Annotated in this window: 17 protein-coding genes; 16 read left to right on the forward strand and 1 reads right to left on the reverse strand. The window is 37.4% G+C overall.

Annotated features, from left to right (window positions below):
* The first annotated feature begins 14 nt into the window (after positions 1 to 14).
* From H4J76_RS07765 to H4J76_RS07785, 5 genes are all read left to right on the forward strand, one after another.
* The gene (locus H4J76_RS07765; protein ID WP_182214193.1) at positions 15 to 929 is read left to right on the forward strand and encodes a hypothetical protein; all 915 of its coding nucleotides are present in this window, start codon (positions 15 to 17) and stop codon (positions 927 to 929) included.
* A 167-nt stretch (positions 930 to 1,096) separates the two neighbouring features.
* Positions 1,097 to 1,354 carry a DUF2999 family protein gene (locus H4J76_RS07770; protein ID WP_182170121.1) on the forward strand — a complete coding sequence of 86 codons (258 nt, stop codon included), beginning with the start codon at positions 1,097 to 1,099 and terminating at the stop codon, positions 1,352 to 1,354.
* A gap of 20 nt (positions 1,355 to 1,374) precedes the next feature.
* Positions 1,375 to 1,626: a hypothetical protein gene (locus tag H4J76_RS07775; RefSeq protein ID WP_182221708.1), complete on the forward strand. Its 252-nt coding sequence runs from the start codon at positions 1,375 to 1,377 to the stop codon at positions 1,624 to 1,626.
* Positions 1,627 to 1,671: 45 nt separating this feature from the next.
* Positions 1,672 to 2,211 (forward strand): DUF924 family protein, encoded by a 540-nt coding sequence (locus H4J76_RS07780; protein WP_182230373.1) that lies wholly within the window; start codon positions 1,672 to 1,674, stop codon positions 2,209 to 2,211.
* Positions 2,212 to 2,229: 18 nt separating this feature from the next.
* Complete coding sequence (locus H4J76_RS07785) at positions 2,230 to 2,871, forward strand: RDD family protein (RefSeq protein ID WP_182221710.1); 642 nt, start codon at positions 2,230 to 2,232, stop codon at positions 2,869 to 2,871.
* 102 nt (positions 2,872 to 2,973) lie between these two features.
* Here the strand turns inward: H4J76_RS07785 and H4J76_RS07790 are convergent, their stop codons facing one another.
* On the reverse strand, positions 2,974 to 5,286 hold the full coding sequence (locus tag H4J76_RS07790; protein WP_182221711.1) for a peptidase U32 family protein: 2,313 nt from the start codon (positions 5,284 to 5,286) through the stop codon (positions 2,974 to 2,976).
* Positions 5,287 to 5,397: 111 nt separating this feature from the next.
* Here H4J76_RS07790 and H4J76_RS07795 point away from each other — a divergent pair, with 111 nt between their 5' ends.
* From H4J76_RS07795 to prc, 11 genes are all read left to right on the forward strand, one after another.
* Positions 5,398 to 6,078: a glutathione S-transferase gene (locus tag H4J76_RS07795; protein WP_182221712.1), complete on the forward strand. Its 681-nt coding sequence runs from the start codon at positions 5,398 to 5,400 to the stop codon at positions 6,076 to 6,078.
* A 93-nt stretch (positions 6,079 to 6,171) separates the two neighbouring features.
* Positions 6,172 to 6,699, forward strand: coding sequence for a TlpA disulfide reductase family protein (locus tag H4J76_RS07800; protein WP_310733598.1), 528 nt, complete (start codon positions 6,172 to 6,174; stop codon positions 6,697 to 6,699).
* 32 nt (positions 6,700 to 6,731) lie between these two features.
* Positions 6,732 to 6,956, forward strand: coding sequence for a DUF4266 domain-containing protein (locus tag H4J76_RS07805; protein WP_070376578.1), 225 nt, complete (start codon positions 6,732 to 6,734; stop codon positions 6,954 to 6,956).
* Positions 6,947 to 8,272: a DUF3570 domain-containing protein gene (locus H4J76_RS07810; protein WP_182221713.1), complete on the forward strand. Its 1,326-nt coding sequence runs from the start codon at positions 6,947 to 6,949 to the stop codon at positions 8,270 to 8,272. The genes H4J76_RS07805 and H4J76_RS07810 overlap by 10 nt, the downstream gene beginning before the upstream one ends.
* A gap of 79 nt (positions 8,273 to 8,351) precedes the next feature.
* The gene (locus tag H4J76_RS07815) at positions 8,352 to 9,248 is read left to right on the forward strand and encodes an FAD:protein FMN transferase (RefSeq protein WP_259366382.1); all 897 of its coding nucleotides are present in this window, start codon (positions 8,352 to 8,354) and stop codon (positions 9,246 to 9,248) included.
* Between the two features lie 111 nt (positions 9,249 to 9,359).
* Complete coding sequence (locus tag H4J76_RS07820) at positions 9,360 to 9,989, forward strand: DUF2057 family protein (RefSeq protein WP_182230374.1); 630 nt, start codon at positions 9,360 to 9,362, stop codon at positions 9,987 to 9,989.
* Between the two features lie 46 nt (positions 9,990 to 10,035).
* Positions 10,036 to 10,824, forward strand: coding sequence for an SIMPL domain-containing protein (locus tag H4J76_RS07825; protein WP_182230375.1), 789 nt, complete (start codon positions 10,036 to 10,038; stop codon positions 10,822 to 10,824).
* 145 nt (positions 10,825 to 10,969) lie between these two features.
* Positions 10,970 to 11,446, forward strand: a complete 477-nt coding sequence (locus tag H4J76_RS07830; protein WP_070376583.1) for a GAF domain-containing protein — start codon at positions 10,970 to 10,972, stop codon at positions 11,444 to 11,446.
* The gene (locus H4J76_RS07835) at positions 11,446 to 11,736 is read left to right on the forward strand and encodes a hypothetical protein (RefSeq protein ID WP_070376584.1); all 291 of its coding nucleotides are present in this window, start codon (positions 11,446 to 11,448) and stop codon (positions 11,734 to 11,736) included. The genes H4J76_RS07830 and H4J76_RS07835 overlap by 1 nt, the downstream gene beginning before the upstream one ends.
* A 28-nt stretch (positions 11,737 to 11,764) precedes the next feature.
* On the forward strand, positions 11,765 to 12,568 hold the full coding sequence (gene proQ, locus H4J76_RS07840) for an RNA chaperone ProQ (protein ID WP_259366774.1): 804 nt from the start codon (positions 11,765 to 11,767) through the stop codon (positions 12,566 to 12,568).
* Between the two features lie 17 nt (positions 12,569 to 12,585).
* Positions 12,586 to 14,622 carry a carboxy terminal-processing peptidase gene (prc, locus tag H4J76_RS07845; RefSeq protein ID WP_182214210.1) on the forward strand — a complete coding sequence of 679 codons (2,037 nt, stop codon included), beginning with the start codon at positions 12,586 to 12,588 and terminating at the stop codon, positions 14,620 to 14,622.
* Positions 14,623 to 14,664 lie beyond the last annotated feature (42 nt).

Below are 14,664 nucleotides of genomic sequence, written 5' to 3' on the forward strand. Positions count from 1 at the left end.
AAATTAAAAAACCTATGCTCAAGAAAAACCTACGTTGGTTAACTACATTTTTATCATTGTTTATTTTTATTGCGCTGGGTTCATCAATTAAACATCATTATAACAATAAACTGGTTTCAATGGATGAGAGGCTCACGGAAGTTTCGGGTATTGAATTTGATAAAAAAGGTAAACTTTGGGCAATAAATGATGGTGGTGATAAGCCGAATTTATACCGGGTTGAAGCCGATGGTAAAATAAGTAAAACGGTGTTGATCACTAATGCTAAAAATATTGATTGGGAAGATATGACCCAAGACGATTTTGGCCATTTCTTTTTAGGTGATTTTGGTAATAACGACAATAAGCGAAAATGGCTAACCATCTATAAAATAGAAAATCCCATTGATATTAAGGGCGATAGCACTAGCGCTGAGATAATTAAATTTATGTATCCAGAGCAAAATAGTTATCCGCCAAAAGAACATCAGAAAAAATATGATTTAGAAGCTTTTGTTTTTTACAAAAAGAAATTGTACTTGTTTACAAAGAACAGATCCGTGCCATTTGACGGCGAAACTAATTTGTACCGAATAGGGGCTTATGCGGCTAATCATCAGGCGACAAAGCTCAGCTCTTTCACGACTTGTACGCATCATGAAAAACTCTGTTGGATAACTTCTGCGGCGTTAAGCCCCAATAAAAAGAAACTGGTGTTATTAGACTCACAAAGGTTGTGGCTATTTGAAAATTGGCAAGGGGATGACTTTTTTTCAGGCGATGCTTATGAAATTAATCTAGGGACTATTACCCAAAAAGAGTCAGTGACTTTTTTTGATGATAATACCGTTGTTTATACGGACGAAGAATTTATGGGTATTGGCAGAAATGCTTACTTAATTAAACTTGATAAACAAAGAAAAATTCCCGTTCACTCACTCCAAGAGTGAGCCATTTAAATATTGTTATCAATTCTTGCTATTTTTTAATCATCTAGTCACTAGGTAAATAACATTTACTGAAAATAGTGCCAATGAATGAGAAAATTAGATTGGTAAATGTCAGTTGAAATAGCGACAATGCTGTTTAGCTAAGTTTTATGTTTTAAGGAAAGGTAATGAATCCTATTATTCAGGCACTAAAAGAATTAAATGTAAGTGAAGAAAAAATTAAAGAACTTTTTCAAGTACTCACCGAAAACCCAATGATGGCGATGATGAATATTCAGTCATTGGGTTTACCACCGGAGAAGTTGCAATCAATTATGATGATGGTCATGTCTAGCCCAGAACTAATTAAAGAAGCGGTAGAAGAGCTAGGTTTAGATTTTGCTAAAGTTGAAGCGGCTAAAGCTAAACTTAAAGAAAATAAATAATAGTTTAGTAACTGTTATTGATGGCTAAGCCCAATAAAAAAGCCCCTGAAAAGTCTGTTGATATTTATTGCAGTAAGTGTCGAGCACCTCTGTATAAATACAAAAAAGGCGGTAAAGGGGCATTAGTTAAATGTTTTAAAGCTCGGATAGTTAAAAATTTTACCATGACACCCTGTGTGTGCCCAAGCTGTGCCAGTGTCTTTGCTCGGGAGACGTTAATTCGGGGTATGCCAGCCTTTAAAATGATTGGTGGCAAAGTGACGTATAAATAAAAGTGCTTAGCCGATAGATTGATTACAGCGATGGAGGTTGGGTAAATGAATGCAGATGACGTTTTAAATTTTTGGTTTAAAGAAATTGATCAATCACAGTGGTGGCTAAAAGACCTCGCGTTTGATGAGTGTATTATTAGCAAGTTTTCGGCTGTGCATCTGGCGGCAAATAGTGGTGAGTTATTCAAATGGCGACTTACAGCTAAAGGGCGACTTGCTGAAATTATTATTCTAGATCAGTTCTCTAGAAATATGTATCGTGATACGCCAGGTGCTTTTGCCTGTGACCCTTTAGCTTTAGCGCTTGCTCAAGAAGCGATAGCCGTTGGCGCTGATCAAGAGTTAAATCATTTAGAAAGAAATTTTTTGTATATGCCGTTTATGCATAGTGAGTCATTAATGATACATGATATCGCTGTTAAGCTCTTTGTCGATAATGGCGTTGCTTCAAGTATCGATTTTGAAAATAAACATAAAATAATCATTGAAAAATTTGGCCGTTATCCGCATCGCAATAAAATCCTTAACAGGAAGTCTAGTCAAGAAGAACGTGAGTTCTTAACACAAGCCAATTCACCTTTTTAAAAAGGAAGCATAGTCTACATGGATCCAATAATCGATTTTACGTCATATACCTTAGAAGAATTATACTCAGCAGCAGAACAAATCGACAGTGAGCAATACCCAGAACGAGCTGCAGAAATTAATAAGTTAATAGTTGAGAAAACAGTTGTTGAACCCGCACCTGTAGCTGTAACAGTCGAGCAAACTGTCGCTGAACCGGCGATAGAACAAAATGTGAAAAGAGTGGGTGAAAAAGCAACACGTTTAGACCGTTTTTATGCGGCATTAATTGATGGTCTTATTGGTATATTTGCTGCTGTACCTATTTTTATCACTGTCGGTTTTGATAAATTAGCGGAACCCACTTTTTCTTTAACAGTGATGTTACTCGCTTATGGACTTATTGCTGGCCTTGTCTTACATGGTTACCTGCTTTACCATTATGGACAAACCATAGGCAAGAATTTCATGTCTATTCGAATTGAAAATTTAGATGACAGTAAGGCAAGTTTAACGACAATTTACGTTAAGCGGATGATACCGATGCAACTACTTTCTCTTGTTCCTTTTGGTGGTCAAATTATTTCAGGCCTGGTTAATCCACTCTTTATCTTTGGTAAAGAAAAGCGTTGTTTGCATGATTATGTCGCAAAAACAAAAGTCTGTTATACCAACAACTAAACTTATTTAATGATAAAACCTGCATGTTTACTGACTTAGTCTGGTGATAAACATGCAGTTATTTTATAAGCATCGTTTTGGTATTATTTGCTCGCGATTATCTTATAAGCCGTTATGATATTGGCTGTTCGTTGATTCAGGTACCATGATATTAAGTGTCTCAGGTACGTTAATATTACCGTTAAGTAATGCTTCAAATTGACTAATTAATAACGCTTTGTCTGGTGTTTCTTTATCACCTGAGCCAATGTTAGTCAGATCAATCATAAAGCCATCAAATAAATCACTTAGGTCTTCAATAATTTCAGTATTTAAAAACTGGTCTTGATTATAAATACTTGGATAGCCGGCTTTTTGTTTATCGATAGCAAACGAAACACCTTTCAAGTTAGTGATACTGGTAGATTTATCACACGACAGCATACAGCCGTTATCAATGCGTGGCTTTTCACAGCCAACACTTTGTTGGAAGAAACATTGTCGGCTGGCCATCAATAAAATAGGGTGGTAAATACTGTAGAAAAGTTTGAAGTTTTCCGGACGAGCAATATTTCTAATTTGTTGACGGTTTATTTCGTTAGAAATAAACGCACCTTTACAATCAAAACCTTCTTGCATTGCAAGTAAAGCGTAAGAGTTAGTCGTATTTAAGAAAGGCCCTGCTATCCACTGAATCCCCAAACGGTTCGCTTCATAAGCGATACCCGTGTTATTGGTTACAATCAGTTGTGGTTTTACTTGTTGTAAAATATTGACCGCAACGTCGTAATCTTTGCCAATTAATACTGAAGGAAACCAAGGGATCAAGCGAGGGTTTTCTTTAAGAAAACCGACATACTTAGTACAACCGCGTTTATATGCATCGGGTAATTTAAAGTAAATATCTGCCGAAGTTAATTTTGCTAATTCAACATCACTTTCATCACAAATAAGAATTGATAGCTCGGCTTTTGCATCACCAGTCGGGGTATGTTTAGGGTGATTGGCTAACTTAGGTAATTGAACCTCAGGTAACACAGCTTTAGAGTTATTCAACAAAAAGGCGGCTTCATTTTTTAATACCGTTAATTCTTTAAAAGGAATGCTTAAGCCATCTTCTAAGTCATCGGTTATTATTTCAATCAAATCGAAATGGGCATTGTTAAAGCTTTTAAAACGCTTTTCAAGGGTTTCTCTGTCAATACTCAGTTTGCCACTTTTTACTAAGTTGCTTTGTGACTTAAGCGCGTAACTTTTAACCTCAAGCCCTTTCTCGCTGTCTTTAGCATCAACAAAAGCTTGCTGTTGAGAAAGTTCTTTTGTCGTTACGGTCAAGGTAAGTGGTTTATCTAATGTACCGGAAATAGCCAGTGTTAGCGGTATTTTTCCAATGGTTAAATGTTTTATTTTATCGTCAACAGAGGCATTGATCAGCTGTTTTTCATCATTAAGTTTTTGTTCAACTTCTTGAATTTGTACAACTGATATTGCATTACTTTTATCGACAGCGTGGTATTTAGAGTTATCCCGTGGGTTTTCAATAAACATTGACTGATTTAAATCACCACGTAAAAAGGCGTTGGAGAAGTCGCGGTTAAAAACTTTATAAAGGCGTTCACCATCTTCGAGTAATTCACCCGTTTTAAGGAAACCATCAATTTGTTTGCGAAAGCTATCAACAACAGTATGAACGTAGCTTGCACCTTTTATACGTCCTTCAATTTTAAAGGAATGCACACCCGCTTCGATAAGCGCAGGTAAATCAAAAAAGGCCGAGTTATCTTTTATATTTAACGGGAATTTATTACCGGTTGCTGTTGGTTCATATTCTTCACGACAAGCTTGGCTACAACGACCACGATTTCCTGAATTGCCAACACTTGCTGAGGTTGAATAACAAAGACCAGAGAAAGCCACACAGAGTGAACCATGCACAAAAACTTCTGTTAAGGTATCGTGTGCTTTGCCTGCTGCTGCCATTGCGGTAATTTCACGTAAATCTAGCTCTCTTGATAAATTCACTCGTGATGCACCGAGTTTTTTCAAAAAAGGTATTTGACCAACGTTATGGGTGGTTAATTGCGTTGATGCGTGAATATCTAAGGTTGGAAAATGCTGGGTAAGCAGATAGAACATGCCAATATCTTGCACGATAACACCATCAAGTGTGGTGTTGGCAAGTTTAGTTAATAATTTAGCCAGTGAAGCAAATTCACGCTCTAAGATCACCACATTCAAGGTTAAAAATATTTCACATTGATACTGATGAGCTAAACGAATAACGCCAACAAGTTGATCAAAGGAGATATTAGTCGCACGATTACGGGCGTTAAAAGTATCTAGGCCACAGTAAACGGCATCGGCTCCAGCAATAATCGCTGCTTTAATTGCTTCGACATCACCGCCGGGTGCTAATAACTCTATTTTTTGATCCATGGGGTCACTTATTTTCACTTAAATTTAAAGGTGGCGATTTTACCGATATATTTCCTTAATGAATACCGTTAAAGTAACTTATTATTTTATATTTTCTATAAATAAACGCCCATGAAGCCAAACTCGTCGTTACCTGTACTCTATTCCTTAAGAAACTGTCCTTATGCAATGCGCGCAAGAATCGCAATATATTATGCAAAACAGACAGTTGCATTACGTGACCTGGTATTAACCGATAAACCCGATGAAATGATTGCGGTATCACCAAAAGGCACGGTCCCAGTTTTAGTCACCGAACTTGATACGGGAGAGCCACGGGTTATTGAAGAAAGTCTGGAGGTTATGCTGTGGGCATTAGATAAAAGCGATCCCGATAATCTTCTGCATAGTGATACACCTGATTTATTACCGGAAATGTTATCGTTAATTTCAACATTTGATGATGAATTTAAACAATGTTTTGATAAATATCAGTGTGCAAAACGTTATCATGAAACTTCACTGGCCAGTGACAGAGCTGCGTGTGAAAAATACATAGCCGATTTAGAGCAACGTCTACAACTCACTGAATTTCTTATGTCAGACAAAAACAGTTTGGCCGATATCGCTTTATTGCCTTTTATTCGTAAGTTTTCAAAAGTCGAGCGGCAATGGTATTTACATTCACCGTATCCGAAACTTAGGGCATGGCTAAATAACTATTTACAAAGCCGGATGTTCAGTAAAGTGATGACCCAATACCCCTTGTGGTTGGAAAATAAAGCGGTGATAACTTTTGGCGACGACCGTTAAAAAGTCATTATTAAGTTTGTTTAATTTTTCTTAAGCTTTCCTTAAGAAAACTTAACTAAGATAGCGTCAATTATATTTCTTGATGGTATTTCAGTGAACATACTTAACGTACAACATCCTTATCTAACAGCAAGAGTGGCTATTAAAAGATTGCAATTTTTTTTCTTTTTGATGCTAACGTCTTTAGCATTACTGAGTCATGCCCAAGCGAATAATCTATCTGAAAGTTCAGCTAAAATGCAATTAGATACCCTAATAGCTCAACACCATGGTGATGTTATTTATGTAGATTTTTGGTCATCTTGGTGCGGTCCTTGTCGTAAATCATTCCCGTGGATGAATAAAATGCAGAATGAGCATCAAGCACAAGGCTTTACTGTTATTAGTATTAACCTCGATACGGAACAAAGATTAGCCACTGAATTTTTACGAGAGAACCCAGCAAACTTTTCGGTAATTTATGATCCTAACGGTGAGCTCGCGCGCTTTTTTAAAATTCAGGGGATGCCCAGTAGTTTGATCATCAACAAGTTAGGTGAGATTAAATACGCACATAGTGGTTTTTTTACCAACAAAGTTTCACAATACGAACAAGAAATTCAACAGTTACTTGCTCTCTAACGAATAATATAAAGAGAATAATGAGGTTTTCAATGAACAATAAATTTAAATATTCACTGGTTTTTGCTGCGGTAACTTTGGCATCAGGTTGCTCAAGTTTAGGTGTCGAACCTTGGGAACGTGATCTGTTAGCAAAAGAGCAAATGGCCTTAACATCTTCGCCAATTGATTCGGCACTTGATGATCATATTTATTTCAGCAAAGAAGCGTCAAGCGGCGGTAAAAGCTTCGGTGGCGGAGGTTGTGGATGCAATTAATTAACGAGAGTAAATCGAAAAAAACCATCAATAAAAAGAACCTCAAGGCTGCGTTAACTTTAGCAACTACCGCTTTGTTAGGCAGTGTTCAAGTTAGTGCTGCCCCAACATCAGTAGCAGCAGATAAAGATACTTGGTCTTTTGACTCCGCGTTTTTATATTACAGTGAGGCTGATCGTGTTTCAGCAGCAGAAGCTGTTTTTAATGCTAAAAAAACTTACAGCGACGATAGTATTTTAAATTTGAAGTTAACGGTTGATGCATTAACGGGGGCTTCAGCCAATGGCGCCGTTGCTCAGCCCGATGTTCAAACGTTTACAAGACCCTCTGGTAAAGGAGATTATCAAGTTAAAGCAGGTGAAACACCCCTTGATGACACTTTTCATGATACGCGTGTACAGCTGAATGCTCAGTGGACGCAAGCACTAGCACCTAATTTTACAGGCAGTGTCGGTGGGCATCTATCAAAAGAATATGATTACTTGTCTTTAGGGGTAAATGGCAATATTGCTTATGACTTTAATAAGAAGAACTCGACTATTTCTTTTGGTTTAAGTCATTTTCAAGACACCTTTACACCAGAAGGGGGCTTACCTAAACCTTTTGCTTCTATGGCGTCAGCTTATAATGACAGCGAAGACGAAAGTGCTCATGATGCTACTCGAATGGGCAGAGATGATGATAAAACCACCTCGGATATTATGGTAGGTTTTACCCAAGTCATTAATAGACGTATGGTCACACAGTTTAATTATTCCTATTCGGTTGTTGATGGCTATTTGACGGACCCCTTTAAAGTCTTAAGTTTGTTAAATAACGAAGGTCTTGCACAAGACTATTTATATGAGAATCGCCCAAATGAACGGACCAAACAAAGTGTTTTTGCACAAACAAAATATCATTTTGATGAAACTATTTTAGATGTGTCATATCGGTATATGTGGGATGACTGGGATATAAAGTCTCATACGGTAGATACTCGCTTTTATATTCCGTTAGGTAACGGTAGCTATTTAGAGCCTCATTTACGTTTTTATCAACAAGGCGCAGCCCAATTTTATCAACCTTTCTTAATGGAAGATGATGCAACACCTGAGTTTGCCAGTGCCGATTACCGTATTGGTGAAATGACCGCTTATACGGTTGGTTTAAAATATGGTATGAAGTTAGCAGATGGTAATGATTTGTCTTTTAGACTTGAATATTATCGCCAAGACCCAAAAAGTGCCGGACATAAAGTGCCTAGTGCTTTAGCTAACATAGATATATATGAAAGCATTGATGCAATAATTGCGCAGGTTAGCTATTCGTTCTAAAGTGTAGTAATAATCTAAATAATACAAGCCCTTATTTAATTACATAAATAGGGGCTTTATCTTTTTATCAAGGTGACAATTGAATAAACTTAGAGAAATAAAACTGGCCAAACGCTCAGACGGATTCTGTATTCAATTTGATGCTATGGCCAGTCTGTGTGAGGTGATTATTGAAACCTCGGACCCCGCGCTTGCCAAACAGCTTGGTGAACAAGTCAGTACAGAAGTTTGGCGCATTGAAGACAAGTATAGCCGTTACAACTCCGATAGCCTTTGTAGCCAGATAAATCAAAGTCAGGGTAAGCCCATCGCTATTGACGATGAGACTTTTGCTTTATTAAACTTTGCCGATACTTGTTACCAACTTAGCGATGGGATATTTGATATAACCTCAGGCGTGCTAAGAAAAGTCTGGTGTTTTGATTGCTCTGACAATATTCCTACTTCGCTGGCGGTTAAAAAGGCCATGGAGAATGTGGGTTGGCATAAAATAAAATACGATAATCGCCAAGTGACTTTACCGATAAATATGGAAATTGATTTCGGTGGTATTGGTAAAGAGTATGCAGTTGATCGCGCCATAGTCTTAATAAATTTATTAACACAACAACCCGTATTGGTGAATTTAGGTGGCGATTTAGCGACAAATTCATCAAGAAAAAATGGTCAACCGTGGCAAGTTGGAGTAGAGCACCCTGGTTTTGTCGACAAAAAAACCATAGTCGTCTCATTATTTAAAGGTGCACTGGCAACGAGTGGCGATGCAAAGCGCTTTTTAGAGAAAAACGGTCAACGTTACAGCCATATTCTAAATGCTAAAACGGGTTGGCCAATTGAGCATGCACCGCGGTCAATGACTGTTTCAGCACCACAATGCATTCAAGCGGGTATATTGGCGACGTTAGCTCAAATGCAGGGCGAAAATGCAGAACAGTTTTTAACCGAACAAGACATCAAGCACTGGGCTATTCGTTAGTTACTTCAAATACGCTTATTAATAACAGAATTTATCATAAGTTAAATCGCAAATAGTACGAATTAACGATAAGCTAAGCTTTCGTTAATTCTTTTTGTGTAGGTTTTACTGATGACACCTTGGTCTTTTAATTTATTAGCTTGTTTATTTTTTTGTTTTATAAATGTTAACGATGCTGTTGCTGCACAATTGGTGGTGCCTGATGTTTATAAATTGATAAAAGTTAATGGTGAAAAGGCAAGTAGTGATTTTTTTAGCCGAAATACTGTCGTTGATATAAAGCGCGGTGAAAATATTTTAATCGTGCAATATAGCGAGCTTTTTGAAAATTATGATGACGACGACCACGTAACGATAAAGTCTGCTCCCCAAGTTATTTTATTTACTTTAAAAGAAACCGTCCACCAGAAGTACATTATGGTCACCCCCGTTATATCTGACAGCTTTAACGCACGTGAATTTGCCCAATCCCCGACCATTGAAATAAAGTCTTTTAATGAAAACTCAGTTCAACAAGACGCTATATTTGTGCATAATCAAAGTTTAACTGAATTTGAAGCGGGCTTAGCCTTTAAAAAAATAGCTGAACATCAAAAACAGCTGGCTAAAACGCCTGAAAATAATAAACAAAGTAGCGATATTAAAAAATCAGACGATGCTTTAAATAAATTAAAGTTTTGGTGGCATAAAGCAAATAAAGAACAACAAAAACGATTTGTTGAATCTATTCAACAGAAGTAAAATAGTTAATGTACCTTTTTACAAACAACTCACTATTGGGGATAAGATGAAATACCTACTCGTTATTATGATCAGTTTATTTTCATTATCTATCACAGCAGAGCAATACACGACTCAGGGTATTGAAGTCATTGGTAAAGGGTCGGTTAGTGCAACGCCTGACAAGTTTACTTTTACGGTGACGGTTAGCCAACGCGGCAATGTTGCCAGCAAAGCTAAAGCCTTGGTTGACCACAAAAGCCAGTTAGTGACCCAGATGTATTTATCAATTGGCATTGCTGAGTCTGCTATTGAATCCGCTCGATTAGAATTAATTCCCCGCTATGAAATACCGGCTGATGTGCCAGCGATAATCGTTCATCAGAAGTTGCCTAATCAAGGAGAGTTCGAAAAAAGCAACACGAAAGCGGTTATTAATAGTCATCAATTAGCAGATAACTCAGCGGCTCAGCAAGAAAAAGTTTACTTTGAAGTCTCTCGTACCATAAAAGTGACTTTTAGCGATTTTTCGCGCTATGACCAATTACTCGATAATGTTGTAAAAATCGGTGTTAATCGCATTTCTGCTTTGCAAACTTCAATAATAAACGATGAAGCTTTGTATCAACAAGCGCTGATCAATGCCTTAAAAAATGCGCACCAAAAAGCCATCACTATTGCCAAGCAAATGGGCGTTACCTTAGGTAAGATTTCAAATTTGACTGAGTCTGCTTATCACACACCAAACACTTATGGTGTGGCAGGTAGAAGTAACGGCGGTTTTAATTCACAAGTAGCAGAAAGTAATGTTGTTGCTCAAGTGAATGTTACTTTTGCTATAAAAACCGAGAAATAAAGCGGCAGTTAAGCTAATTTGCAGCAATATAAGTTAAAAGTGCATAAAATCTGTAATAATTGCTTTAACTTCGCGGGTTATCGGGTTATGTTATGCGTTTTTTGACCATCACTTATCTTTGATAAACATAAGAATACCGGTATTTATGAATAAAAATGATTTATATCAAGAACTTTACCAACAAGTTGATGCCTTAATCAGCGATGAACCTGATATTATTGCTAACATGGCAAATATCAGCGCCTTACTTTTTGAGCACTTGTCACAAGTAAACTGGGTTGGATTTTATCGTTTAATTGATAATGAACTAGTTTTAGGGCCTTTTCAGGGTAAAGTGGCTTGTATTCGTATTCCTGTTGGCACAGGGGTCTGTGGCACAGCAGTTAGCCAAAGCACCACACAGCGTATTGCCGATGTTCATTCTTTTGATGGTCACATTGCTTGCGATGCAAGTAGTAATTCAGAAATTGTTATTCCGGTAAAAGTCGGTGACAATATTATTGCTGTCCTTGATATAGATAGCACAGCCTATGATCATTTTGATGAAATTGATCAACAAGGTTTGGAAGCAATAATTAATTTATTTGAAAATATGATCATCAAGCATGGCGTGTTAAACTAATGAAAGAAATTATCGTTATTCATGATTATCTCGTTAGCGAAAGTATTGTCGGTGACTGGGATGGCCAAGAAGAATTCGTTGCCGAACGAATAAATGAAATTTATCATCTGATTTATGATTTAGCCGAAGAAGATATTGAACCAGAGATATTAGCGCAATTATTATCTTTGGTTTGGGACACTTGGATTTGCCAAGAATCACTACCTGACATAGATAGTGAAGATATTTATGACTGGTGCCAACATTTGTTGGATAACCGTGAACAGTACCTTCAAGATTTAACCTCTTAGATTTAAGAATTTTTAAAAAGTTGTATTTATGGACACTAAAATAGTAAACGAAGTGAGCAAAACAGAAATGAGTAATACTGAAACTGAAGTAACTACTGACGTTGCAGTTGATACTGACGTTGCACAACAAACACCAGTAGCAGCAGAGCAAGAAACTGAAGTTAAACGGTTAAGCACAAAAGAAATTATTGCTTATTTAGCGGATAAATTTCCAAAGTGTTTCTCTGTTGATGGTCCAGCTAAAGCGCTTAAAATCGGCATCTTTCAAGATTTGTCTGTAAATTTAGCGGAAGATGGCACTGTAAGTAAAACTCGCTTACGTCAAGCATTAAGACATTACACTAGCAGCTGGCGTTATTTGAAAGCGGTTAAGTTGGGTAACTTTCGTGTTGATATCGATGGCAATGACTCTGCTGAGATAGATCAAGAGCAAGCTGACTATGCCAGTAAGACACTAAAAGAAAGCCAAGACAAATTTGGTAACAAAAACAAACACGACAAAGCAAGCAAAAAGCCTTATAAAGGATCTAAGCTTAATAAGTCAGACAATCCTACTGAAGCAAAACCGTCTGCTCACAACCTAGAAGCAAAGCAAGAAAAACAAGCTAAGTTTAAGTCGGTAAAATCAACTAAATCGACGCATACTAAAGCAGAAGTTAAACTTGTTCCTGTTGAAGACAGCGCAGTCGTTGTTGGTAAAAGCGTTAAAGTTAAATTAGGCAACTCGCCTATGAACGCTGTTATCACTGAAGTTGCTGGTAAAGATGTGAGTGTACAATTAAATTCAGGAATGGTTGTTAAGACACAAATTAAAAATATATTTACTGAATAAATTGGAGTGTTTTGGGCATGCTAAAAATTTGTCGTATCGCAATTGCCGTTTCTTTGTCGCTATCAGCAATGAACATCTTTGCTGTCGAAAATCTTGATAAGGTAGAATCGCTACCCATATTGGCTCCTGAAAGCCAGCATGCTGCATCGAGTAAACGCGTTACTGCGCAGTTTACTCGAGCCCATTACTCGAAAGTTGACATGGATGATGCGCTCTCTGAAAAAATATTTGACCGTTATATAAAACAACTTGATTATGCTCGAAATGTTTTTTTAGCGACCGATATAGAAGACTTTCAAAAGCATCGTCTTGAATTTGATCAAATAATCGCTCGTGGTAAGTTAGATATAGCCTATGACATATTTAACTTAAACCTTCAAAGACGTGCCGAGCGTTATGAATATGCATTAAGCCTTTTAGAAAAAGAACCTTTCGACTTTACTGTAAACGAAGTTTATAACTTCGACCGTGAAGAAGCTGATTGGCCAAAAGATAGTGCAGAATTAAATGAGTTATGGCGCTTAAAAGTTAAGTACGACGCCCTAAATTTAACCTTAGCGGGTAAAGAATGGCCTAAAGTGCAAGAAGTTTTAGGCAAACGCTATCGTTATGCGATTAAAAGATTAAAACAAAGTGAAAGTGAAGATGTTTTCCAAGTCGTCATGAATAGCTTTGCTCGCGTTGTTGAACCTCACACCTCTTATTTATCACCAAGAAATGCTGAAAAATTTCAAATGGACATGAATCTGTCTCTTGAAGGGATTGGTGCGGTACTTAGAGCTGAAGAAGACTATACGGTTATCAATAGCGTTGTTCCCGGTGGACCGGCAGACAAATCAAACGAAGTAAAACCTAAAGACCGAATCGTCGGTGTTGCGCAAGACGATGATAAATTTGAAGATGTTATCGGTTGGCGTTTAGATGATGTTGTAGATCTCATTAAAGGACCTAAGGGCACCAAAGTTCGTTTGCAAATTTTACCAGCGGAAGCGGAAGATGATGCCGTTATTAAAGTTGTTACGATTGTTCGTGATAAAATAGTCCTTGAAGACAGAGCGGCAAAGTCTGAAGTGTATTTTGAAACTAAAGGTGATGAAAAGTCTAAAAAATTAGGCATTATCACTATACCTAGTTTTTATAATAATTTATCGCGCGATGTGAACAAAGAACTCGATAAACTTAAAGCTGAACAAGTCGCTGGTATTATTATTGATTTACGTGGTAATGGCGGTGGTTCATTACGTGAAGCAACATTATTAACGGGTTTATTTATTGATAAAGGCCCCGTTGTCCAGATACGTGATGGTGCAAACCGAGTACAAGTTAATAGTGATGATGATGGAGTCAGTTCTTATGATGGCTCATTAACCGTGATGGTTGACAGATACAGTGCTTCTGCTTCTGAAATTTTTGCCGCAGCGATTCAAGATTATGGTCGTGGGGTAATCGTAGGCGAACATACCTTTGGTAAAGGTACTGTTCAGCAACATCGTGGACTAGGGCGAGTTTATGACCTTTATGACAATCCATTAGGTAGTATTCAATTTACCATCGCTAAGTTTTACCGTATCAATGGTGGTAGTACTCAGCATAGAGGTGTTTTACCCGATATTTCTTTTCCAACGGCTGTTGACCCAGAAGACTGGGGAGAAAGTCGAGAGAAAAATGCACTACCTTGGGATCAAATCCCTAAGGCAAAATATCAAGCTTTAGGTAACTTATCGGCTGACTTAACGTACCTCACTTCACTGCATAGTGAGCGTGTTAAAGGCAATCGTGAGTTTAACTACTTACTTGATGATATTGCGGTTTATCAAAAAGAGAAAGACGATAAAACTATTTCCCTTAAGTTAGATGAACGTAAAGCAAAACGCGAAGAACGAAAAGCGAAGCAACTTATTCGTGTTAATGAACGATTAGTTGTTATGGGTAAAGAAAAAGTGAAATCACTTGAAGACTTACCTGATGAGTTAGAAGAATTGGATCCATTTTTAGATGAAACGGCTAAGATAACTTTTGATTTAATCTCGCTGGGTAAAGTCGCTAAAAAATAATGATTACCCACCCAAAAAAGCCGCTTAATTGCGGCTTTTATG

Origin of the sequence: Colwellia sp. BRX9-1 (assembly GCF_014077195.1) — a bacterium.
Lineage (GTDB): Bacteria > Pseudomonadota > Gammaproteobacteria > Enterobacterales > Alteromonadaceae > Colwellia_A.